Source organism: Acinetobacter bouvetii DSM 14964 = CIP 107468 (genome assembly GCF_000368865.1).
Classification (GTDB): Bacteria; Pseudomonadota; Gammaproteobacteria; order Pseudomonadales; family Moraxellaceae; genus Acinetobacter; species Acinetobacter bouvetii.
The window spans coordinates 146,389-170,325 of record NZ_KB849727.1 but is presented as its reverse complement, the minus strand read 5'-3'; the positions used below and the strand labels follow the sequence as shown (position 1 = coordinate 170,325).

Genomic DNA, 23,937 nt, shown 5'->3' with positions numbered 1-23,937 from the left:
GACCTCCCTTAGTCCCTCCTAAAAGGAGGGAAACTTTCATTACAAAATGACTGAGTGAAAGTTTAAACAACATTGAATTGATAAAGAAAGTTCCTTCTCCCTCAGGGAGAAGGCTAGGATGAGGGGGTTAAAAAACCCTCTCCCTCTTGCGAAATTATATTCCTCATCCTTCAAAGGAGAGGAACTTTGCGAAGAAGATATTAAACATGAAAAACGCATACATTATTGATGCAATCCGCACACCCTTTGGCCGTTATGCAGGCGGTCTCGCGCCAGTGCGTGCAGATGACTTAGGCGCCCTACCGATTAAATCCTTGATGGAGCGTAATCCTTCCGTGAACTGGGAACAAATGGATGACGTGATCTATGGCTGCGCCAACCAGGCCGGTGAAGACAACCGTAACGTCGGACGTATGTCTTCGCTACTCGCTGGTGTTCCCTACCAAGTGCCTGCAACCACGGTAAACCGTCTCTGTGGTTCGTCACTGGATGCGGTCGCTATGGCTGCACGCGCAATTAAATCCGGTGAAGCGGACTTAATTATCGCAGGCGGCGTAGAAAGCATGTCACGTGCACCTTTTGTGATGGGTAAATCAGACAGTGCTTATGGCCGCAGTCAAAAAATTGAAGATACCACTATGGGTTGGCGTTTTATCAACCCTAAACTGAAAGAGCTGTATGGCGTGGAAACGATGCCTCAAACAGCAGAAAATGTCGCGGAACAATTCAATATTAACCGTGTAGATCAGGACCAATTCGCTTTAACGAGCCAACAGCGTACTGCTGCTGCTCAAGCACGCGGTTTCTTTGCCAATGAAATTATTCCTGTCGTCATTCCGCAGCGTAAAGGCGAACCGATCGTTATTAATACCGATGAGCACCCGCGTGCCTCAACCACACTGGAAGCCTTAACCAAACTCAAACCAGTTGTTAAAGCTGATGGTACTGTCACCGCAGGCAATGCCTCAGGCATTAACGATGGTGCAGCTGCATTATTGATTGCATCAGATGATGCAGTAGCCAAATTTGGCTTAAAGGCCCGTGCCAAAATTATCGCGGCTACGATGGTCGGTGTAGAACCACGCATCATGGGATTTGGCCCTGCACCTGCAATTAAAAAGTTACTGGCTCAAACCGGTTTGACTTTAGCGCAAATGGATGTGATTGAGCTGAATGAAGCCTTTGCAGCCCAGGCGCTTGCTGTGACACGTGATCTAGGCCTTGAAGATGGCTCAGAAAAAGTCAATCCGAACGGTGGTGCTATCGCACTGGGTCATCCCCTTGGTGCTTCAGGCGCAAGATTAGTCACCACTGCACTGAACCAACTTGAACAAACAGGCGGTAAATACGGCCTATGCTCAATGTGTATTGGTGTCGGTCAAGGCATCGCTTTGATTATTGAACGTGTTTAATCCTCAATAAAAGTCCCCCTTATCAAAGGGGGATTTAGGGGGATTTATAAAATTAAGGATTCAAAACATGCCTACATTTATATCCAATGATGCAGCGATCAATTACGCAACTTTTGGTGATGCCCGCAAACCTGCGATTATTTTTTCCAATTCTCTGGGAACAAATTATCAAATGTGGCAGCCGCAGATAAATTTCTTTAAAAAAGACTATTTTATTGTCTGCTATGACACCCGAGGTCACGGTGCATCCACCGCACCGCAAGGACCATACAGCATAGAACAGCTGGGAACAGATGTCGTCAATCTACTCGATCATCTGAATATTCAAAAAGCTAGCTTCTGTGGCATTTCTATGGGTGGACTTACAGGTCAATGGCTGGCCATTCATCACCCTGAACGTTTTAACCATGTGATTGTCTGCAACACTGCAGCAAAAATTGGTCAAGAGCAGGCATGGAACGACCGTGCACAACTTGTTCGTGAGCAAGGCCTCAAGCCAATTGCAGAGACTGCAGCATCGCGTTGGTTTACCGAACCCTTTATCCGAAGCAACACAGCAATTGTAGAATCTTTGAGTAACGATCTTGGTGCTGGCAGCCCAGAAGGTTATGCAAGCTGCTGTGAAGCTTTGGCTAAAGCGGATGTGCGGGAACAGCTTAAAAATATTACGGTACCAACACTGGTGGTTGCCGGTCAAAAAGACCCTGTCACTACTGTGGCGGATGCACAATACATTATCAATAATGTCCGCAGCAGCTCATTGTTTGAGATCAATGCATCGCATATTTCAAACATTGAACAGCCGAAAGCCTTTAATCAGGCTATTCAAAGCTTTTTACAGCAATAAGCAACTGAAAAAATTCAATGTAGTATGATCTTTTAAAATAAAGCCTTACCATTGTGTAGGGCTTTATTTCGTTTGAAGGCTTTGATTTAATAGCCACTCTAAAAATAAATGGACAATTAAAAGAATGATTCATCAATATCCAAAAAACGGATCAATGCTGCTTTTTAGTTTAGCAATCGGCTTTAGTCCTGCTATTTCTAGCGCAGATGTCACAACTCAACGTACTGCCGATATAAAGGCCTATACTCTAGTCAGTGGAGGCGGTATCGATGATCTTTCTGTGCAATTGAAAGACGTTAAAAACCGGGATATAAATGCCTATTGCGTGCAGCATTGCGGAAACTGGTTTGTGTATAATCCAGAATCTGATGGTTATAGCTTAAAGAAAAAATACCAAGGCGCAAAAGTATGGGCTTCTCTTTCATACGAACAAAATCGTGACCGTATTGCAGGTCCAAGCGCTGATGAAGAATTATTCTTTATAAAGAAAATTAAAATTGAAAGTATTCGCTAAACGAATATTCAATTGAGTAAAAAAGGCCGAAGTATTGGAGTCCTTCGGCCAAAACAGGAACGTAAAAACTTAATCAATCATTATGTTTTTACTAGGCTACGTCTCCATCAATAATGCCCTGCGCTTTTAAGGCCTTCAGTTCATCTGCCGTCTTAAAACACGATAAAATCTGCATCGTGTGCTCACCCAATTGCGGCGGCGCGTGCCGGTATTCCACAGGTGTATCGGAGAATTTCATAGGTGACCCAATGACTTTAAAATCATTGTTCAGCTTATGGGGAATATTCACCACCATGTTGCGGTGCTGAATTTGCGGTTCATTCAGAGCATCTTCAATTGTATTAATCACACCGACAGGCACTTTAACCGCATGAATCGCATTGACCCATTCTCCAGCTGTTTTTTCCAAGAAATAAGCTGACAATAAAGGAATGAGCACATCACGATTTTTTACGCGGTCTTGGTTGCGCATAAATTGTGCATCATCCAATAATTCGGTATAGCCAATAGCTAGACACAAGTCTTTAAATTGCTTGTCATTGCCGCAAGCGATAATAAACTCTTTATCTTTTGCCTTAAAAGTTTGATAAGGCACAATATTTGGGTGCTTATTGCCCATACGCTGCGGCGCTTTGCCCGATGTCAGATAGTTCATGCCTTGATTTGCCAAAGCTGCCACCTGTACATCCAGTAAAGACATATCAATATATTGACCGCGTCCTGTATGCTGCCGAGCCAATAAGGCTGCCTGAATGGCAATGGTTGAATACAGTCCAGTTTGAATATCCACCACGGCCACACCGACTTTCTGCGCCCCGCCACCAGCCAAATCATCTGCTTCACCGGTAATGCTCATCAGACCAGACATGCCTTGAATAATAAAGTCATAGCCCGGCTCTTCCGCACGCGGGCCATCTTGACCAAAACCGGTGATTGAGCAGTACACGATATTGGGGTTTAAAGCGCTCAATGACGCATAGTCTAAACCGTATTTGGCAAGTGAACCTGCTTTGTAGTTTTCAATCACAACATCTGCAGTTTTGGCAATTTCATAAATAAGCACTTGCCCTTCTGTACTAGCAATATCAATTGCCACTGAGTATTTGTTGCGGTTCGTACATTGGAAGTAGCCTGATTCACGTGTTGGCTTGCCGTGCTGATCCGGCATCCAAGGCGGCCCCCACATGCGCGTGTCATCACCCGCCTGCGGCCGTTCAATTTTAATTACCTCAGCGCCTAAGTCCGCCAGAATTTGGCCGCACCATGGTCCAGCCAATACACGGCTTAAATCTAAAACTCGAATGCCTTGCAATGCGCCCATCTATTTACTCCTTTGACCATGAACACGGTTGGATTGTGCCCATGGCCGATCTTTTTATTTTGCTGTGGCTGGTTTGGAAATCGCTTTGCTTTCATCAGATGTATGTGTATCCAATTTCGCAAGTTTTTGCTGTTCTGCTGCAACAGCGGCTTGCTGAGGGTCATACTGACGCTCTCGAATAAACAGGCCTGGAATAACACCCGCAATAAAGTAAGCGGCACCCATCACAATAAAGGCCATAGTGAATGATCCGCCTGCGGCAATCATGCCAATGGTTGCAGGAGCAATGGCTGCGCCTAAACGGCCCATGTTGTAGGCTCCGCCAATCGCTGTACCGCGTACATCAGTAGAAAAGCTTTCTGCCATATACGTTGCATTCACGCCATACGGAATACCGTATAAAAAGCCAAAAGTTACAAGTAAATAAGCAATGTTGGCTGGCGTATTATAGAAAATAATCACTGGCAAAAATGCAGCTGTAGCGACCGTTCCAAAGACAAAAGTGACTCGGCGTCCCAGCTTGTCAGCCGCATAGCCTGATAAAATTTTACCTAGAATCATTGCGGTATAAGCGCCAACCATATAGCCAGTCATGGCTTTAAAGTTCATGCCCAGTTCTGTTTCCAAATAAGTCGGCATCCAGTTATTGACGCCGTAATAGCCGAACTGCAGAAAAGCGGCTGTGCTCATCCAAAGCAGGAACATTTTGCGGTGATTACTGTGCCCAAAAATACGTTTATAAATACTTTCCGATGGCGCTTTTTCAGCAACAGCCATTTGCAGAACTGGTTCTAAATTCAATTCACGGCGTTTGATCTGTTCAATTTTAGCTTCCTGCCAAGAGGCAGGTTCTGGAACAAAACGCATGAATATCAATGCAAAAGCAGCAGGAACAATAGTTACATAAAACAGCATGCGCCAGCCGTGATCCGGGATAATTGAACCGGCCAATAAGGTTGCAACAATGTAGCCTACGGTTTGTCCCGTTTGCAGGGTGCCCAACACCGTTGTACGGTATTTGGTCGGCACATATTCTGCCATTAAGGTGTTGCACGCCATATAAAGCGAACCCAGGCCAAACGCGCCGACAAAGCGTAAAATCAGAAACTGTTCATAGCTTTGGGTCATGCCTAAAATGCAGGTCATAACGGAAAAAAATACCACTGACCATGCAATGGTTTTAACACGGCCAAACTTGTCGCAGGCCCACCCGCCGGATATGCCGCCTAGCGCCATGCCAGCCAAAGAAGCACTGCCGAGCATGCCAGCCTGAAATGACGATAGGCCAAATTCTGCTTTTAAACTGGTTAAGCTAAATGACAGCAGCATAATATCTACACCATCAATCACCAGCGACACAAAAGCGAAAATAAACGCCATTTTCCATGTATTGCTGTTAATGCGGTGCATTGTGCCGACATTGTTTGGCAGTTTCAGCGCTCCTGCGCTGTTTTGCATTTCATTGTTCATTATCCATTTACCTCATTTTCCCAAATGAGTCATCGACATTCCTATGTCTCTGCTTCTGCCTGATATTTTTCTTCTTTTTATGGTTTCACACCTAAATTCAGTTCAGCCAAAATGCAGATTTACAAGAGTATTTCACGATGAATCCTTTATGTATTGACTGTTATTCATGTATTTACGGTTAATTTTTTGCACAAAGACCCTAAGGATGCTCCCGAAAGAGCATCTGAATGACTTAATTTAAGTTAGTTGCCGAATGCCGCGATGCCCGTTTGCGCACGGCCTAAAATCAGTGCATGCACATCATGTGTACCTTCGTAGGTATTTACCACTTCAAGGTTAACCAGATGGCGCGCCACGCCGAATTCATCTGAAATGCCGTTTCCGCCCAGCATGTCACGGGCTACACGGGCAATATCTAGAGCCTTGCCGCAGTTATTGCGCTTAATCAGGGATGTGCCTTCAACCGCAGCAATGCCTTCATCCTTCATACGGCCAAAACGTAAAGCTGCTTGTAAACCTAATGCAATTTCAGTTTGCATATCAGCCAGTTTCTTTTGAATCAACTGATTAGCAGCCAATGGACGGCCAAACTGTTTACGGTCCATGGTGTATTGATGTGCTGTATGCCAGCAGAATTCCGCTGCGCCCATCGCACCCCAGGCAATACCATAACGCGCGCTGTTCAAGCACGTGAAAGGCCCTTTTAAACCGCGTACTTCAGGAAAAGCATTCCCTTCAGGAACAAAGACATTGTCCATCACAATTTCACCTGTAATTGATGCACGCAGGCCTACTTTGCCATGAATTGCCGGTGCTGAAAGCCCTTCCCAGCCTTTTTCCAGAATAAAGCCGCGGATGTCTCCGACATTGCCTTCTGATGAAACTTCTTTTGCCCACACCACAAACACATCGGCAATTGGACTGTTGGTAATCCACATTTTCGCCCCGCTTAAGCGGTAGCCGCCATCCACTTTTTTGGCGCGGGTAATCAAGCTGCCTGGGTCTGAACCGTGGTCAGGCTCAGTCAGGCCGAAACAGCCAATGTATTCACCCGTTGCCAATTTTGGCAGGTATTTCTGCTTTTGCTCTTCTGAACCAAATTCATTAATTGGCACCATCACCAAGGAACTTTGCACACTGGCCATTGAGCGGTAGCCAGAGTCGACATATTCAATTTCACGCGCCACCAGGCCATAGCTGACATAGTTAAGACCGGCACCGCCGTACTGCTCTGGAATGGTTGGCCCAAGTAAGCCGAGCTCCCCCATTTCACGGAAAATGGCAGGATCGGTCTGCTCATGCCGGAACTGCTCCAGCACACGCGGCTGCAAGCGGTCTTGACAATATGCATGCGCTGTATCACGGATCATGCGTTCTTCTTCTGTTAATTGCTGCTCTAATAAAAACGGATCTTGCCAGTTGAATTGAACTTTTGCTTTTTTTACATTAACCATTTGATTCATCGCTTCCTCTGCTTAATCAGGCTTTGTTTGTTTTCACTGATGCTATGTGTGAAAAGCACTCCTTTCAAACGATTAATTTGCATGCAGTTATGCGGTTACCGCATAACTTAAACTGCAAAACCCAAGTTAAGCATTTTAGCCACTCCGTTATGCCCCGCAATGCACTATGTTTAGATGATGGTGTGATATTCAATTTATGTGTATATGACATTTTGTGATACCTATCGATAAAAAGGACTTTATCTATGCGGCGTAATATTCCATCTTTGCAAAGCCTGATTTGCTTTGAATCCGCTGCCAAGCATTCCAGTTATACCCATGCCTCACAGGAACTGTTTATTACGCAAAGCGCTGTTTCAAGGCAAATTCAGCAGCTGGAAGAATACTTGGGCGTCAATCTGTTCAGTAGGACACGCCACGGCGTAGAATTGACCGAAGCCGGCAAGCAATATGCAAAAGGCATTAAGCCTTATTTGCAGGGAATCGAAAAAAGCACGGCAGACATCATGACGCATAAAGGCCTAGGCGGGACTTTAAAACTTGGTGTAGTCCCGACTTTCGCAACACGCTGGCTGCTGCCGAAACTGCATAAATTGAATACGCAGCACCCTGAAATTACCGTACATTTAGAAACCAGCACCAAGCCTTTTTTATTCAATGAAAATGTGTTTGATGCGGCTATTTTTGCAGGAACCCAACAGCAGATAGAACATTGGCCCGGCATTCAGGCACATTACCTCATGGATGAAGAAGTGGTTCCCGTCTGTTCGCCTGCACTCATTCAAAACCGTTTGCCAGAAGCAGTCATGCAAAATGAACACAGCTATGACCTAAGTGATGAAGAACTGCTTTTAATGCCGCTGCTGCAGCAAACCACCCGCCCCAGTATTTGGCAAGAATGGTTTCAGGCGCATCAGATTCAGCATCCCAAACCATTTGATGGGCAGCGCCATGAATTATTTTCCATGCTTTCTGTAGCGGCCAGTCATGGCATGGGCATGGCGCTGATTCCGCAAATGCTGATTGAATCTGAGCTGAACAAAAAGGAACTGGTGATTGCTTCCAGCAAGAAATTGCAAGGCAGCCGCAAATACTACTTGGTCCACTCCAGTCAGGACATTTCTCCGCAAATTCAAAAATTTGTCGATTGGGTACTGCAGGAACTGCATCAGTCCGCTTGAAGATGACAATTCATATTCAGTACAGTGAAGTCGCTGAATTATCCATTCAACACATGCAGCCGTACGCAATGGACTCATAAATTAAAATATAAGGCTTAAATGACTATGCAAAAAATTGTGGTGTTTTCAGGCGCCGGCATGAGCGCGGAAAGTGGCATCAATACTTTTCGTGACAGTGATGGGCTGTGGGAACAGCATCGTATTGAAGATGTGGCCACACCTGAAGCTTGGACGCGCGACCCTGAACTGGTGCAGCGTTTTTATAATGAGCGCCGTAAACATATATTAGCCGCAGTGCCAAATGAGGCGCATCACCTGATTGCCGAGCTAGACGATTTTTTTAATGTTCAAGTCATTACCCAAAATATTGATGACCTGCATGAGCGCGCCGGCAGTCAAAATGTCCTGCACCTGCATGGCAATATCCGCTTCGCTAAAAGCTCTGGCCCTCAGGCACAATACACGCAGGAATTGTTTCCCATTGAAGGTTCAGATTTAAACTTAGACACCGATAAGTGCCCTGATGGTTATCCTTTACGGCCGCATGTGATCTGGTTTGGCGAAGCAGTTCCTGCATATGAAGATGCCAGTGTGAGTGTGCAAACGGCAGATATTTTTATTGTGATTGGCACGAGTCTAGCTGTCTATCCTGTGGCTGGATTGATTCACGAAATCCCTGCCAACTGCCGTGCATTTTATATCGATCCGAAAGCAGATTATCAGCGCGTACCTGAACAGTATCAGCTGATTAAAGCAGGCGCCAGTGAAGGCATGAAAATGCTTTTTCAGCAATTGATTGCGCCATAAAAGCACATTTCAGCATCAGTGTTGATCAAAAAAACGATATCGCCTGCTTCTTTTGCAGGCTTTTTGCTGTTTACAGCCTGTCTAACTTTGCACATAGCCGATAAATCACGGCATACACACGTTTGGCATTCAAATTGCTTAACAGTATTACGTTTTATTAAAAAAGTAATATTGGGGCTTGGTCAGTATGGGTTATGTCGCAAAAGAGCTCAGTCCAAAAAGCAAGCTATTGCTTGGCTTAGGATCATTTTTAATTCCTGTGCTCATTTGGTGTGCAGTGAGTTATTCGCCATTTTTATGGCATCCGCAGGTGCAAATTACTCAGTCTGGCAGTGTACCGTATTTTCAGGTTGATAGCCGTGTAGACAAAGCGGTGTTTTATGCCGAAGCGCAATCTGCGGTCAATGCAGGCGCAGAACCACCGCAAGGCAAACTGGTCAATCCAATCTATCTACCTGCGCCTCATGAAGTTGCAAAGGCATTAGTGACCGCATTTATTACCCCGCCCGCGCAGCCGGATGCCCCATGGTTTCATCAAAGCTTATGGCACAGTATTAAAATTGTGTTCAGCGCTTTTTTTATTGCCTCACTCATTGGTATTCCGCTTGGCATTCTTTGCGGCTTTTCACAAAAAATATCACAACTGACCGAACCTTTTGTGGAGTTTTTCCGCTACTTGCCCGCACCTGCTTTTGGCGCATTGGCAGTGGCTATTTTAGGCATTAATGATGCACCTAAAATTGCCATTATCGTGATTGGTACGCTGTTTCAGCAGATTCTGATTATTGCCAATACCACGCGTATGGTTGACCGCGGCTTGATAGAGGCCGGTTTTACGCTCGGCACCAATAAACTGAAAAGCCTGTTTCATGTGGTGATTCCAGCAGCGCTACCCGACATTTACCGCGACCTGCGTGTCTTGCTGGGCTGGGCTTGGACTTATCTGATCGTGTCTGAACTAATCGGCACGACTTCTGGGATTACATGGTTTATTACCCAACAAGCGCGTTACCAAAACTTTGACAATGTTTATGCTGCGATCCTAATCATTGGGGTGATTGGTTTGGTGTGCGATGTGGTGCTGATGAAACTAGGCCAACATCTATTTAAATGGAAAGCAGGAGCAAAATAATGAACAGCATAGAATTTAATGCCAAAACCTATTTCGATGCAATTTATGCGCGCCCTGTCATTTTAGAAGCGAAAAAACTGACGCAAAGTTTTAAGCACGGTAAAACTGAACGCACCATTCTAAATCAGCTGGATCTAAAGATTCATAAACGTGAATTTATCTGCGTGATTGGCCCCTCAGGCTGCGGTAAATCGACATTTAGCCGAATTGTAGCTGGGCTTGACCCATACAGCAGCGGTGAATTACTGGTCGATGGCCAAGCCATTGAAGGCCCAAGCCCTGAGCGCGGCATGGTCTTTCAAGGCTACACGCTTTTTCCATGGAAAACCGTTAAAGAAAATGTGATGTTCGGCCCGTTAATGAAAGGCGCCAGCAATGCTTCAGCTGAATCTAGCGCCCGTGAATGGATTGATATTATTGGTCTAGAAAAATATCAAGATCAATACCCGCATCAGCTTTCTGGCGGGATGAAACAGCGCGTTGCGATTGCCCGCGCATTGGTCAATGAACCTAAAATTTTGCTGATGGATGAACCATTTGGCGCGCTTGATCCGCATACCCGTCAAAAAATGCAAAAACATTTAATGGATCTTTGGCAAAACATTGATATCACCATTATTTTTGTGACACACGACATGGATGAAGCCATTTTATTGGCAGATCGCATTGTGGCGCTCAAAGCCAATCCCGGTGAAATTAAAGAAATTATTGAGGTCGATTTGCCCCGTCCTCGCAATCCCGAACTGATGCTGACGCCTGAATTTAAACGCCTGCGTGAACGGGTGGATTTCTTGGTGCATGCACAGGAAGACGAGCTAGATCCAGCACTTGAGAATTTACCGAAAATTCCGCGCATGACCCAAGTCAGTACGCATAAATAAATTGGTTCATTTCTTTTGGAATGTAAAGCGCGACAAAATCTTTACTGAATAGAGGCAACATGGCTTTTTTATATCTGACGGTTGCGGTTATTGCAGAAGTTTTAGCGACTGCCGCTTTAAAAGCCAGCAACGGCTTTACTGAACTTGTGCCGATTATTTTTACCGTATTAGGCTATGCCATTGCGCTATTCTTTTTAGGTTTAACTTTTAAAACTATTCCTATGGGATTGGCCTATGCCATGTGGTCAGCTGCCGGCATTGTTTTAATTTCATGTGTGGGCTGGATTGTGTTTAAACAAAACTTAGATCTACCAGCCCTAATCGGTTTAGTATTTATTGTATTGGGTATTGTAATTATTAATATTTTTTCTGAAAGCACAGAGCTTTAAATTTAGTCATCAGCTATTCACCTTAACATGTAATCAAACGATAGCTTTGCTCACAAAGCTATCGTTTTAAAATATTATGTGTGCGCGTAATGCGTAAAAATGGTTATAGCTGCAAATTTAAACTGATATTTAAAAAATAAAAGATTTATGCGCCACAATCCCTGTCATCGCGCCATCACCTACAGATAATGCAACTGAACCGCCTGAACGGGTCTCATCACCGCAAGCATAGATCCCTTTAACATTTGTTTCCTTGGCTGGCGAAGTTTTAATGGCCTCGCCGTATTCATTGCAGTCTATCTCTAAACCTAAATGCTGAATCCAGTTCGATTGCAAACGAGTGACTGTAGAAACAAATAAGCCATCTAATTGAATTCGTTCACCATCTGTAAGTACAACATCACAATGACCCTCAATATGGTCAATTTTACGCGTTTCAATCTGAATTTGACGTTTTGAAAGTTTCGCCAATAGCTCATCATCCAATTGATCTGCACTGATTGCATCATTTAAAAACAGCGTTGTATTGCCCCAATCCGGCAGCATCAATGCCATATGCAACGAATACATACCCGAAACCAACATGCCGATTTCACCTAAATTCAGTTCATAGCCATCACAATATGGGCAGTGATAAACAGATTGCCCCCAACGTTCGGCCAAACCATCAACTTGAGGCAATTCGTCACGTACGCCAGTTGCAATAATCATTTTTTCAGCTTGAATGTGCTGATCACCTGCGATAACTGAATATTTTCCATCAACCGCCTTTACATCAGTAACAGTTTCAGCAAGCCATGAAATCGTTGAATACTTTTCTAGCTGCGCCCTAGCATCTTTTGCGATTGCGCTGGGTGATCGGCCATCTTGCGTCAAAAAATTATGTGAATGTTCAGCAAAACGGTTACGGCGCTGCCCTGCATCAATAATTAAAACACGGCGGCGTGCACGTGCTAAAGGTAAAGCAGCAGAAAGCCCAGCATAACTGCCGCCAATAATCACAACTTCATAATTCATATTCATAATGGCCTATATGTAACTTTTGAAGTTACCATATCATTTAATATGCGTATAAGAAACTTTTAGTGTTACAATCTATCAATTCCCCCAATAATCTATTTCCTCATGCGCAAAGACAGTAAACTTTCACGAATGCTGCATGTCCTGCTGCATATGGCACGTGAAAATAAGCCTTTCACTTCAGATCAGATTGCCGAAATGCTGGAAACAAACCCTGTTGTAGTGCGTAGAACCATGTCTGGCTTAAAAAAACATGGATTTGTTGATTCTGAAAAAGGCCCAGGTGGCGGCTGGAGTTTGATTAAACCCCTGCATGATATTTCGCTGTATGACATTTACCTTGCTGTCGGTGAACCTTCTATTTTCGCCATTGGCAATGAAAATATGCAGCCAGACTGTCTGGTAGAACTGGTGGTCAATCGAGCGCTTGATCAAGCCTTTTTTGAGGCACAAGAGGTGCTTATCAAGAATCTCAAAGCCACACAATTAAATCAATTGGCACATGATTTTCAAATTGAATGGAATCAGCAGATGAACGTGAAATAAAATAAATATATCTGCAAATTTGTTTCAATTTTAAGCCGCTGTACTGAATCTAACTCAGCTCAAACTTAGAAAAAATCAGCATATTCGAGCTTTGAAATGTCTATGAATTGCTAAAATATAAGGTTTAGATTTAAACCTTACGATTATGATGTCTAACAAACTTGAACGTCAGAAACTGACTCTCCCAGCAGGTCATGATAAGCTTTTACTACACTCTTGCTGTGCGCCCTGTTCTGGCGAAGTGATGGAAACGTTAATTGAATCTGGTATTGATTTTTCAATCTTTTTTTATAATCCCAATATCCATCCTGTTAAAGAATATGAAATCCGCAAAGAGGAAAATATCCGCTTTGCAGAAAAGCATAATATTCCGTTTATAGACTGTGACTACGACACAGACAACTGGTTTGAACGTGCTAAAGGCATGGAAAATGAACCTGAAAAAGGCATCCGCTGCACCATGTGTTTTGATATGCGCTTTGAGCGTACGGCACTGTATGCAGCAGAACATGGCTTTAGCCTAATTAGCAGTTCATTGGGTATTTCACGCTGGAAAAATATGAAACAGATTAATGACTGCGGTCATCGTTCAGCTTCACATTATGAGGGAATTAGCTATTGGGACTATAACTGGCGTAAAAATGGCGGTGCGGTGCGCATGCTGGAGATCAGTAAAAAAGAAGAATTTTATCAGCAGGAATACTGCGGCTGTGTGTATTCACTGCGTGATACTAACCGCTGGCGCATGAGCCAAGGCCGTGACCGTATCAAACTTGGCGTAAAGTTTTATTCCAATGCGATGGATGAGGAAGATTAATCCCGTTCACTTAAGCTTCTGTCGCCAAATACCAATTTTTCCAAGAGCTGGTACCGCGCACCTCAATAGGTACAGCTGGAATCAGCTTTTCTTTTAACACCTGTGTTTGCTCTACCGCTTTGGCAATCCGCGCTTTTACGGAATGAATGCATTCACGGTCACCAAATTCACAGCGGTCCAGGCTTGTACCGCCGCATGGTCCATTGGCTAAACCTTTGGGGCATGTTTCTGGACAAATATATAAGGTATCGCCCAAACGGCACTGTCCGCAGCTTTCACAGCCTACAACACCATGCTTACTGATATATTCGGTTTTCAGTAAAGTTTTGGCAGCCGGCCTGCGCTCCCAAAATGGTGAGTTGAAAATAAATCGTCCGATGCCTTTAGCAAACTTTGAATCAAACAATGCATCATGCATGAAATGCAGATGATGATATTTAATGAGTTGACTGGGCGATGGCGGGCGTGAAAAAAAGCTCAATTCAGGCTGGAACTCCTTGCCGCTTTCTACCCGCCATAACGCCTTCCACAGTTTTTCGAGCGCATTCAAATCCAAATTGCGATATTGCTCTACATAACTTTCCAGCAAGGCCTGCTCTTCTGGCTTATGACAGGCAGATAAATCAATACCAGCAAACCCCAGCTGTTTGCAGATTAATATCTGCAAAGCACAGCGTAGATACACACGCTCAGAAAGTCCTGCCCGCTTTTCTTCTTCTAAGACATTCAGCATATGCGGCGTAATGACTATACCCGCCACTTTATGCTTCAACATAAATTTAGCGCGAGCCAAACTAAGCGGCATCACGCATGCGAGGATTTTCTGAGCATAGTGATGCTGTGTTAAAAATGCCTGAGCCTGCTTGAGCGCCTCAATGTCATAGCCCAATTGGGTAATGATAAAATCTGCGCCAGCTTTAATTTTTTTATGCAGTTTTAAATACTGTGCATCACGTTCAGCTTCGGCATATTTAAATGGATTAAATGCTACACCAATACAGAAACCGCCTGCTTTTTTCGCGGCCATGACGGCATTCACAGACTCTAAATAGCGGCTGCGTTCTGCTGTATTTTCCCCATTCTGATGCTCTTTGAGCTTATCACCTGTCAGCAATAGCAGATTTCGGATATTGGCAGCACGTGTTTGTTTTAAAAAAATTTCAAAATCCTGAATATCTCTGCCTTTACCGGCAAAATGCAGAACTTTTTCTACTTCTAATGGATATCGCTTACTGGCTTCAAGTGGCGCCATATCATGGTCTGAATGTACACGGTCAGCTAAAGTCATCACTGCAGGATAACCTGCAAATTGCGTTTTTGCTGGAAAAATCTCGTTCAATGAAGTGAGATATTCAACCAAAATACAGAATTGGTTTTGCTGAAAATAGGAAGATAGCAACGACATAAAGCGGTAAAAATCTAATATAAGTTTCTAGAGGCCAATTATTATAGAACCAGCCCCGCATACATTCATATTGCTTTTTTATATTTTAATACTGCACTGATCATTTTTATTTGCGTTAACAAATTCTGCTGAGCAAGATCATAAAAATACAGTGCCCAATTACACTATTTACAGCACCAATTTTAAATATAACTGAAGTTCACCCGCTCAAAAATAGAAAAGCCCTATATGCATAGAGAGATATTTCTATTTTCGAGCTTCATAAAATTTATTTCACTTCTTCAACTAAAACAGGATATATAGCGCCGTCTACGTCCATTTCTGTTTTATAAATGCCATTTTCAACATTAAATTTATTGACGCGATAACTTGATCCATAGATTGAGTCCAAACCAATTCCTTTTTTAAAAACCTGTTTATTGGCTGCTAAATCCAGCAAATATGTACCGCCTATAAACTGTTCATATTGTGCTGGATCGACCCCAACACGTGCGGACATAATTTTTACTGCATCTGCATGTGTTGCTGGATCATTAATGTAATGAACGGTTTTATCCCAAACTTGAATGACCTTTTTCCATTCTTCTTTATTGGCGGCTAAATGCGTCATATTTACTGTAAGCGTGTCATAAATCAATCCAGGTTTATCTTTTGAACTATAAATAATTTTTGAACCTGCTACGGCTTTCAGTGCCTGATTTGCCACAGGCTGCCAGACCGCAATAGCAGCAACATCGGGGCTTGCAAATACTTGCGGCAGCTCATTAGTCATTGTATTTACAATTTTCACATCCTTTGCAGCAATCTTCGCATCTGCAAGCGCTGCAGACAGCAGCAAATGATCAACCAGTCCTTTTTCAACGGCTATGCTTTTTCCTTTTAGATCACCAACACTGTTAATGCCTTGTTTAGCAATAATGACATCATTACCCGCAGAATAGTCAGTGGCCATAATCATGACACCTTTTGTACCGCCAGAAGCAGTAACGAGGTTATCACCATTACTCACAAGAACTGCATCTAACTGATTCGCAGCAAATGCAGACAGCGATGCTGAGTAGTCAAACCATTTAAAATCGACATTTAAGCCAGCTTCCTTTAACCAGCCTTTTTCAATGGCTACTTGCCATGCCACCCATCCAGGCCAATCACTATAGCCAATCGTAATTGGCTTTGAGGCTGCTGTGTTTTCAGTGTTAATATTTGGCTCGGGTATTTTGGCTGTATTGTCACAGCCACTTAGAAATATAGCAGTAACGATTGATGAAGATAAAATTGCTTTTTTAATCATGACGCTATTTCCCCTATGCCAGAGCATTTGAATTTGGTATTGGTCGATTGAATAGATTGGATATACGCGCGCCAGCCGCCAAAATGGCTGATCTCTACGGCACCTTCTAAAGCATAACCTTCGCAAATAAAGCCTTTGACCCAGCTGCCGTCAGCCAGCTGCACATTGCCGATCCCTAAGGGTGCTGGAACTTCCGCCACAATGTGACCGAAATTGGCGAAAGGAATCTCCCAAACTTCCACATCAATGGCTTGACCGCCTTTGCTGGCGTACTGCAGGCCCGGTTTTGGCGGTGCAGTGCTTTTCAAGGCATATAATTTGTAATTTGGTGCTGTTTTAGTGGCTTTGAGCAAGGTGCCGCAGCGTGTGCTTAACTGGAAATTTAATGGCATGCCTGACAAATGCGCGCCGACAACGGCTAATTTAACTGAGTGCTGTGAGCTTATGCCTATTGATTTTTCATAGCTTTGGCTAGAAGTGCCTAACGGTAAATTCACCGCTTTCTGCCAAGTTTGCGCAAAACTTGCTAAAGCCTGATCCATCCATGCAGGCGCTATAAATGTCACCCCTGTCGGCAAGCCATCCGCCCGAATGGCATTTGGCAGCGCAATAGCAGATAAATCAGCAAAATTCACAAAATTGGTATAAGCGCCCATGTGGCTGTTTTTCGCTATCGGGTCAGCTTCAACCTCCGCGATGGTATAAATCGTCGGCGCCGTCGGCACCACTAAGGCATCAAAAGGCTCCAGCGCAAGGTTAATTTTTCGGGCCAAATCTGCACGCTCATATTCGGCCTGCATAGCATCGACAGCACTGAACTGATCCGCCTGTGCAATGATTTTTGCAATCACGGAATGGCAGTGTTCACGCGTCACTAGGCTTTCAACAGCAGCGGTGCGCTCGGCTACCCAGGACTTGCTGTATAAGGCTGAAGCCAATTGATTAAAGACCCTAAAATCAATGGCTTCTACACTGTAACCTAATACTTTTATACGCTCTACAGCAGCTGCAAATGCCTTTTCAGTTTCAGCATCGCCATAAAATTCCAGCTGCGCAGGTATGGCAATTTTGCCTTTAGAGAATTGTGTTGGCACATTCGCTGGATGCGGACGTGAATATTCATCCGCCGCATCAAAACCTTGCATGACTTGCGCTGCTTGCCATGCATCGTCTACTGTTAAAGCAAAAATCGAAATCACATCAATCGTCCGGCAAGCTGGAATTAACCCCGCAGTTGAAAACCAGCCTTTGGTTGGCTTTAAACCCACAATATTGTTGTGTCCTGCCGGCACTCGGCCTGAGCCTGCAGTATCCGTTCCCAAACTAAACGGCACCACACCGTTTGCAACAGCCACTGAAGAACCTGAGCTTGAACCGCCGCTGATATATTCAGGATTAAAACTGTTTTTCACTGCGCCGTATGGTGAACGCACACCAACAAGCCCTGTTGCAAACTGGTCTAAATTGGTTTTGCCTAAAACAATGGCCCCAGCTGCTTTGAGCTTGGCTACAACAGCTGCATCTGTTTCCGCTAAATACGCGGCTTCTTTACAGGCAGCGGTGGTGTGAAAACCTGCGACATCAATATTGTCTTTGACTGCAAAAGGCACGCCGTATAAAGGCAAATCTGCAGAAGGCTTTTCTGCTAAAGCCTCAAACTGCGCCTGTAGCTGCGCTTCATCTGCAATTTCAATCCAAGCATGGTCATCGTTTTGAATGGATGCGGCATAGGCTTTTAAGTCTTGCAGCTGAATGCTGCCTGAAGCATAAGCCTGTTTCCAGTCTTGTATCGTCCAAAGGTCTTTCACAACTTCTGCTCCTTCAATGCTTCGTTTTGCGGAATTGGCGGCATGACGGCATTCATCAATTCCAAATGCCCTTTGGTCACACCTTTTAAGGCTATAAAGTGCTGGCTGATGGCTTTCAGCTCTGAACTGAGCCCTTGCAAGATCATGACCTCTAAAATTTTTTGATCATCCAGCTGAATGTGCAGCGAACTCACCACTTGTTCTAAAAATTGCTGCTGCAAATCTAAAAGCTGGATACGCAGCGCTGTAACGCTGGCGTCATACAGCAAAGTAAAAGTGCCCACCATCACTGCGTTGCGCTGTTCCTGATCAGCAATCAAATGCTTATTGATCATGTCAACAATCGCCTGCGAACGGCTTTCGTAATGCTGATCGACAATCTTCTGATCCAGCGCATCGACTGTTGCTTCCGGCACGGTAATGCTGATCCGCGCCAATTTTTGCTTAGGCATGGCGCTTATCCTTTTTTGCTCTCTTGTTTGATATATAAGCCAGCGCGGGCGCTCAGCAGTTCAATAAAAAAAGCCTTAAACAATTGCAGGATTTTTGCTGAATTAGCATGGTTCATATGCATCTCACGATTGAGTAATACAAAATGTTGGTTTAGTAATATCAATAGAAATGCAGAATCTGTGCCAATCTGAAAACTGATCTTTCAGCTGGGTTCATGCGTATTTGGAATAAATTTGAGCAAAAGGTGTGCATGCAGCTGCACATGAACGGGCACGCTGCACCAAGGAGGCATTTTTATAAAATAGCGCTAAAGACTGTCACGATGAAAAATAAACTGCGCCGGATAACCAAGTGAAACGCTTTGCGCATACAGCATAACGAAAACATCATTTATACTGATGAAAAGTTTCCCTGCCATTTTGCCGCTTATGAAATATTTCAGATGCGCCGTATGCTCGAATCAAGTGTTTTTTGCCAATTCACACTGCGTGAAATGCCAAACAGCACTGGGCTACATTGCCTCTGAAAAAGACATGGGCTGCTTTACAAAGCACAGCGACACCTTGTGGCTCGCTTTAAATCATGAGCTGCAAGACAAACGCTATAAGCCCTGCTATAACTATCAGCATCATCAAGTGTGCAATTGGATGGTTCCTGCAAACAGTCACGAAATATACTGTGAATCGTGCTTGCTGACCCACACCATTCCCAACTTAGACAATCCAGATCATGTGGTGTACTGGGCACGCTTAGAGCACGCAAAGCGGCGGTTTCTCTATTTAATGCAGCGGCTGAATATTATGCCTCGCCCTAAACGCAGCGATGATGACCGTTTGGGACTGCGCTTTGACTTTTTAATGCCCACAGAAAACACTCCGGTAATGACAGGCCATGCCAACGGTGTAATTACGCTGAATGCCAGTGAAGCTGATGTCATTTACCGTGAAACGACCCGCATTAAGATGGGTGAAAACTACCGCACGCTGCTCGGTCATTTCCGCCATGAAAGCGGGCATTATTATTTTGACCTGATGAAAGATGCACATCCTGAATTGATTGATGAATTCCGTGCTCTTTTTGGGGATGAACGCCAAGACTACAATGAAGCGCTGAAACGACATTATGAAGATGGCGCGCCGCGCAATTGGGATGAATCCTTTGTCAGCTCTTATGCCAGCACGCATCCTTGGGAAGACTGGGCGGAAACATGGGCGCATTATCTGCACATGATGGATACCCTGGAAACGGCATATCATGCAGGCTTGGTGATTAAAACCGATAAAATGGGTTTAAATAATTTAGAACTGAATGAAAATCCAATTGGCGCTCAGGATTTTGATTTGCTGCTGCAGCATTGGTTGACACTGACATTTAACTTAAATGCATTAAACCGCAGTATGGGCTTAGAAGACGCCTATCCTTTTACCTTATCTGCTCCTGTATTAGAAAAACTTAGATTTATTCATCATAAATTGCTGCATATTGCCTTTAATCATCAGCAGACCATCCATACTGTTTAGCGTATAAACAAAAGCTGAGCTTGAAGGATTTAACTCACAGCCATTTATACATACAACTTCATCATTCATTCAAATCAGCTGAAGCATTTATTTTATAATTGATTAAAATAGTCCAAAGATTGATGAGCCTGTTTTATGCTGACTTCTGTACAAACCCGCCTAGGCCTGATTGCATTTTTTAGCCTCAGTGTGCTTTCAGGCTGCCAGCTGGTCAAATTAAAAGAAAATAAACTCAGCTCTTCTTTGCATAATAAAACGGACAATATTCTAACTGATCAGCGGCTCAGTTCATCCAGCTTGCAATTACTGCAGCTCGTGAACGAAAACAGCCAAAGCTGCCTTCAACAGTTAGACAGCTGTATTTTAAAACTGCGCAGCAATGAAACTTTAGATGAAGACCAAGTTTATGCGGCTGCCAGTGAGCTGTATATGGCGCGGGCTTTAAACGCAGATAGAAATAAGCCCTGCGCGCAAGAGTTAACACTGAACAAAAGTAAAAGAGATGCCATCAAGATTAAAGCCTGTTTAGACCAGCAGCTGTCTGATTTTGATTTAAGCCTGCGCTACAGTTATGTTTATTTATTTAAAATGCCGCAAGCGCCAGAATCGCGCTTATTTGACTTGCGTCAGGGACAAGTCCGAACTTTTTATAATGTAGCCCTTTCGCGCTTAATTACGACTGCGCATAGGCGTTTCAATTTTAATGAGTTTCCTGAACAGCTTATGCTAGGCTCATCCATGTACAGCATCAACTTTCAGCACTATCCAGCGCTCGAACATGCTGAAATTGAAAAACTGCGTTCCAGCTATAATGATCATTTTTCTGGCTTAACTGCCATTAACCGTCAGGAAGGCATTGGTTCAGAATTTGCTGTCGTTAAAAAACGAAGCGATACTTTAAGTTCGCAATCCTTTATTTTAGACCCTGAACAATATTTTAAGCATAAGCCCAATCCCAATATTCATCCTGCGCGATACCTTTCAGTGAGCGCTATTGCAGTGCCTAGCCCGCAAAGCAGCATCGCTGACATTTTGTCTGCGCAAGCGCCTATTCAAATTCAGCTATACAACCCAAATCAGTACAAAACTGCTGAAATTGAATCCCGCCCTTATACCTTGACTGCTAATTATTCTGCACCATATGGGCTGTGGCTGTCCGAAAATAAATTAGGTCAGTCCGGTTACTGGACCTTATTGAATAAAGATGAAAATCTGCGCATGCCGCATGTTTTTATGCTTGAGCCTTATCAGCCGAATAAAAAAGTTATTGTGATGATTCACGGTTTGGCAAGCAGCCCAGAAACATGGATTTCATTAACCAATAATATTATGGGCGATTCAAAACTGCGTGAGCACTATCAAGTCTGGCAGGTATTCTATTCGACGAATATGCCTATTGCAGAAAGCCGTTTTCAAATCAATGCACTATTAAAACAAGCATTTAAGCAAGTACAGCCCAATACACCCTCTGCACGGGATGCTGTTTTAATTGGCCACAGTATGGGCGGTATTATCAGCCGCCTGCTGGTGAGCGATGCTGATATTTCTGCACAAGCCATTCCATTGATGAACTATGAGCAAAATACGCAGCTGCAGCGAAATCCTATTATTCGTGAACGCTTTATTTTTAAGCCTTTACAGCCAATAAGCCGTGTAATTTTCATTGCAGCGCCACATCATGGCACGGACTATGCCGACCGCTGGTTTACCAATTTGGCAAAAAAAGTTGTGGTCCTGCCTTTAAGCTTTTTAAATGATGTCAATGTCCATATTCCGAATGCTAAAAATTCTACAGCAGGTTTGGTTAAATCTGGCCCAGCGGATTTAAGTCAAAAATCCCGGTTTATGCTGCTGACGTCGAATATCATGCCAAGTCAAAGCATCCCTTATCATTCAATTATGGGAAATCAAACTAAAAGTACAGATCTAAGCCAAATGTCAGATGGTATTGTTCCCTATACAAGTTCTCATTTAGAGGGTGCGGTGTCTAAAAAGGTTTTCCATGGTGGACATTCAATCCATGAGTCTCCAGATGCTATTTTAGAATTGAGACGGATTCTGAGAGCGCATTTAAATAAATAGTCGAACTTTTTAAGCGCGTTTTTTGTAAACTCGAGGTCGTAGGTCATTTAGTCTTACCTTTACAGTTTCTTCAGTCTCTGTTTCGTCGGCAAGTTTCAGTAGTTCCTTGTCTTCAATCAGATTCATTGCGTTCATACATATCCTCAGGAACACAATAGAATGCTGGGTTATTACAGTTGAGGATGGCAACTGCTTCACCAAAGCCGTTATTTACCACTTCCATTGGATTCTTTTTGAGGTCGGAAACGCTTGCGACACAGCGTGTATGGATAATATTGTTCAATGTTCTAGATATGTAAACAATAGTCAAATGATAACCAATTTAAAGAGCTTTCATTTGGTCTTTTGATATATTGCGAAATAAGGTTTATAGTTAATTAATAAAAACTTAACTCAATTAAGAAAATTTAGATATGGGAGCTTACGTCTCCACCAAAATCAACAACTATGAAGTTACATGGTCTAAAAATTATTTTGATGAATGGTTTTTTCATAAGAATGATAGGATTCGTATAGTTGATGACAATGGCGAAATTAGCTTTATTGGATACAGAGTAGATTTGCAAACGCTTAAAAATAGATTGGAGTTAGCTGGTTATAATATTTATTCAGCTGAAAAAGAATTAGAATGTTTAATAAAAGAATGGAGAGAGTATTTTAGAGAGTTCATAAAAAATAATGATGATTTAGAACGGATCAAAGTTGCTAATAGTCAACTCCAAATACTCGACAAAATAAACTTCGATTCGTTGTTAAATCTTATTCCTATACTAATAAACAATAGTGAGATTGTTGATCATGAGTTAGCACTTCCATTTAAAGAAATAATTACATATTTCGATGGAGCATTTGTTGAGAGTCTATCAACATTGTTCCCCACGATAAGTACAGAAAACTTGGCAATTGTATTAATTCATATTGAGAATAGTATCGGGTTTTGTGAAGCGGATCTAACAGAACTATACTTGGACGAGCGAATGGATGACTTTTTTGATATAGCTCAAGTACAAAAACAGAAAACTTATGTTTATGAAACCTTTGAACAATCAATTTTAGATTTATATAAGCTAAAAAATTTACAAATAAATAATTCAATTTTTAACAATATGCTTTTAGGTAATGCTGTTTCAGCGATGGAAGCTTATCTCTTTGATACTTTTAAAAGACAGGTAATAGACAAAGAAAGTATTAAAAGACGGTATGTAGAGGTTTACGATAATTTTAATAATAAAGCAAATATAAAACCTGAAAATTTGTTTAATTTTCTAGATAATCTTGACGAAAAAATTTCAAATGAAATAGATAGATTATCTTTTCATAATATAGATTTAGTCAAAGGCTTATATAAAAACATACTTTGTTGTAGCTTTGAAAATAATGACATTAATGAATTACGAAGAATTATTTCTCAGCGTCATGATATTGTTCATAGGAATGGTAGAACTCTATCTGGTGATCAAATTCAGATAACTACTGAATCTTTGGAAATATGCCTAATATGTATATCGAATTTTATAAAAAATATTGATTATCAGATTATCGATAATTTACTTGATGATTAAAAAAACCGTCCTTACG

At 42.9% G+C, this 23,937-nt stretch carries 21 protein-coding genes and 1 pseudogene; 13 read left to right on the top strand and 9 right to left on the bottom strand.

Features of this window, described 5'->3' with window-relative positions; genetic code table 11:
* Positions 1–206 precede the first annotated feature (206 nt).
* From pcaF to F941_RS07810, 3 genes are all read left to right on the top strand, one after another.
* Positions 207–1,412, top strand: coding sequence for a 3-oxoadipyl-CoA thiolase (gene pcaF, locus F941_RS07820; RefSeq protein WP_005009823.1), 1,206 nt, complete (start codon positions 207–209; stop codon positions 1,410–1,412).
* Positions 1,413–1,479: 67 nt separating this feature from the next.
* Complete coding sequence (gene pcaD / locus F941_RS07815) at positions 1,480–2,259, top strand: 3-oxoadipate enol-lactonase (protein WP_005009822.1); 780 nt, start codon at positions 1,480–1,482, stop codon at positions 2,257–2,259.
* 124 nt (positions 2,260–2,383) lie between these two features.
* The gene (locus tag F941_RS07810; RefSeq protein ID WP_005009821.1) at positions 2,384–2,773 is read left to right on the top strand and encodes a hypothetical protein; all 390 of its coding nucleotides are present in this window, start codon (positions 2,384–2,386) and stop codon (positions 2,771–2,773) included.
* A gap of 91 nt (positions 2,774–2,864) precedes the next feature.
* Here F941_RS07810 and F941_RS07805 read toward each other — a convergent pair whose 3' ends face one another.
* The 3 genes from F941_RS07805 to F941_RS07795 all read right to left on the bottom strand — a co-directional run bounded on the left by F941_RS07805 (position 2,865) and on the right by F941_RS07795 (position 7,027).
* Positions 2,865–4,094, bottom strand: coding sequence for a CaiB/BaiF CoA transferase family protein (locus F941_RS07805; RefSeq protein ID WP_005009820.1), 1,230 nt, complete (start codon positions 4,092–4,094; stop codon positions 2,865–2,867).
* A gap of 54 nt (positions 4,095–4,148) precedes the next feature.
* Positions 4,149–5,564 carry an MFS transporter gene (locus tag F941_RS07800; RefSeq protein ID WP_005009819.1) on the bottom strand — a complete coding sequence of 472 codons (1,416 nt, stop codon included), beginning with the start codon at positions 5,562–5,564 and terminating at the stop codon, positions 4,149–4,151.
* Positions 5,565–5,806: 242 nt separating this feature from the next.
* Complete coding sequence (locus F941_RS07795; protein ID WP_005009817.1) at positions 5,807–7,027, bottom strand: acyl-CoA dehydrogenase; 1,221 nt, start codon at positions 7,025–7,027, stop codon at positions 5,807–5,809.
* A gap of 245 nt (positions 7,028–7,272) precedes the next feature.
* Between F941_RS07795 and F941_RS07790 the strand changes: the two genes are divergently transcribed.
* From F941_RS07790 to F941_RS07770, 5 genes are all read left to right on the top strand, one after another.
* Complete coding sequence (locus F941_RS07790) at positions 7,273–8,208, top strand: LysR substrate-binding domain-containing protein (RefSeq protein ID WP_005009813.1); 936 nt, start codon at positions 7,273–7,275, stop codon at positions 8,206–8,208.
* Positions 8,209–8,313: 105 nt separating this feature from the next.
* Positions 8,314–9,015 carry an SIR2 family NAD-dependent protein deacylase gene (locus tag F941_RS07785; RefSeq protein WP_018572517.1) on the top strand — a complete coding sequence of 234 codons (702 nt, stop codon included), beginning with the start codon at positions 8,314–8,316 and terminating at the stop codon, positions 9,013–9,015.
* A 187-nt stretch (positions 9,016–9,202) separates the two neighbouring features.
* Positions 9,203–10,147, top strand: a complete 945-nt coding sequence (locus tag F941_RS07780) for an ABC transporter permease (protein ID WP_005009809.1) — start codon at positions 9,203–9,205, stop codon at positions 10,145–10,147.
* Complete coding sequence (locus F941_RS07775; RefSeq protein WP_005009808.1) at positions 10,147–11,028, top strand: ABC transporter ATP-binding protein; 882 nt, start codon at positions 10,147–10,149, stop codon at positions 11,026–11,028. The genes F941_RS07780 and F941_RS07775 overlap by 1 nt, the downstream gene beginning before the upstream one ends.
* A gap of 59 nt (positions 11,029–11,087) precedes the next feature.
* Entirely contained in the window at positions 11,088–11,417 is a 330-nt protein-coding gene (locus F941_RS07770; RefSeq protein WP_005009806.1) for a DMT family transporter, read from the top strand.
* Positions 11,418–11,546: 129 nt separating this feature from the next.
* On the opposite strand, the gene F941_RS07765 is transcribed toward F941_RS07770, so the two are convergent.
* Positions 11,547–12,434 (bottom strand): NAD(P)/FAD-dependent oxidoreductase, encoded by an 888-nt coding sequence (locus F941_RS07765; protein WP_026253339.1) that lies wholly within the window; start codon positions 12,432–12,434, stop codon positions 11,547–11,549.
* A 108-nt stretch (positions 12,435–12,542) separates the two neighbouring features.
* Here F941_RS07765 and F941_RS07760 point away from each other — a divergent pair, with 108 nt between their 5' ends.
* Together F941_RS07760 and F941_RS07755 are read left to right on the top strand one after the other, a co-directional pair.
* Positions 12,543–12,983 carry an Rrf2 family transcriptional regulator gene (locus F941_RS07760; protein ID WP_005009797.1) on the top strand — a complete coding sequence of 147 codons (441 nt, stop codon included), beginning with the start codon at positions 12,543–12,545 and terminating at the stop codon, positions 12,981–12,983.
* Between the two features lie 148 nt (positions 12,984–13,131).
* Entirely contained in the window at positions 13,132–13,800 is a 669-nt protein-coding gene (locus tag F941_RS07755; protein ID WP_026253338.1) for an epoxyqueuosine reductase QueH, read from the top strand.
* A gap of 10 nt (positions 13,801–13,810) precedes the next feature.
* Here the strand turns inward: F941_RS07755 and F941_RS07750 are convergent, their stop codons facing one another.
* The 4 genes from F941_RS07750 to F941_RS07735 form a co-directional block, all read right to left on the bottom strand.
* Positions 13,811–15,205: a methylenetetrahydrofolate reductase C-terminal domain-containing protein gene (locus F941_RS07750; protein WP_005009792.1), complete on the bottom strand. Its 1,395-nt coding sequence runs from the start codon at positions 15,203–15,205 to the stop codon at positions 13,811–13,813.
* Between the two features lie 268 nt (positions 15,206–15,473).
* The gene (locus F941_RS07745) at positions 15,474–16,496 is read right to left on the bottom strand and encodes an ABC transporter substrate-binding protein (RefSeq protein ID WP_005009789.1); all 1,023 of its coding nucleotides are present in this window, start codon (positions 16,494–16,496) and stop codon (positions 15,474–15,476) included.
* Positions 16,493–18,304 carry an allophanate hydrolase gene (atzF, locus tag F941_RS07740; protein ID WP_005009787.1) on the bottom strand — a complete coding sequence of 604 codons (1,812 nt, stop codon included), beginning with the start codon at positions 18,302–18,304 and terminating at the stop codon, positions 16,493–16,495. Before atzF ends, F941_RS07745 begins: the two co-directional genes overlap by 4 nt.
* Complete coding sequence (locus F941_RS07735) at positions 18,301–18,756, bottom strand: CopG family ribbon-helix-helix protein (RefSeq protein WP_005009784.1); 456 nt, start codon at positions 18,754–18,756, stop codon at positions 18,301–18,303. Before F941_RS07735 ends, atzF begins: the two co-directional genes overlap by 4 nt.
* Positions 18,757–19,185: 429 nt before the next feature.
* On the opposite strand from F941_RS07735, the gene F941_RS07730 reads away from it, so the two are divergent.
* On the top strand, positions 19,186–20,277 hold the full coding sequence (locus F941_RS07730) for a zinc-binding metallopeptidase family protein (RefSeq protein WP_026253337.1): 1,092 nt from the start codon (positions 19,186–19,188) through the stop codon (positions 20,275–20,277).
* A 135-nt stretch (positions 20,278–20,412) separates the two neighbouring features.
* Positions 20,413–22,359 carry an esterase/lipase family protein gene (locus F941_RS07725; protein ID WP_005009771.1) on the top strand — a complete coding sequence of 649 codons (1,947 nt, stop codon included), beginning with the start codon at positions 20,413–20,415 and terminating at the stop codon, positions 22,357–22,359.
* A gap of 9 nt (positions 22,360–22,368) precedes the next feature.
* Here F941_RS07725 and F941_RS16725 read toward each other — a convergent pair.
* Positions 22,369–22,642, bottom strand: a pseudogene (locus F941_RS16725) (type II toxin-antitoxin system Phd/YefM family antitoxin).
* 130 nt (positions 22,643–22,772) lie between these two features.
* Between F941_RS16725 and F941_RS07720 the strand changes: the two are divergent.
* Positions 22,773–23,921 carry a HEPN/Toprim-associated domain-containing protein gene (locus tag F941_RS07720; RefSeq protein WP_005009768.1) on the top strand — a complete coding sequence of 383 codons (1,149 nt, stop codon included), beginning with the start codon at positions 22,773–22,775 and terminating at the stop codon, positions 23,919–23,921.
* Positions 23,922–23,937 lie beyond the last annotated feature (16 nt).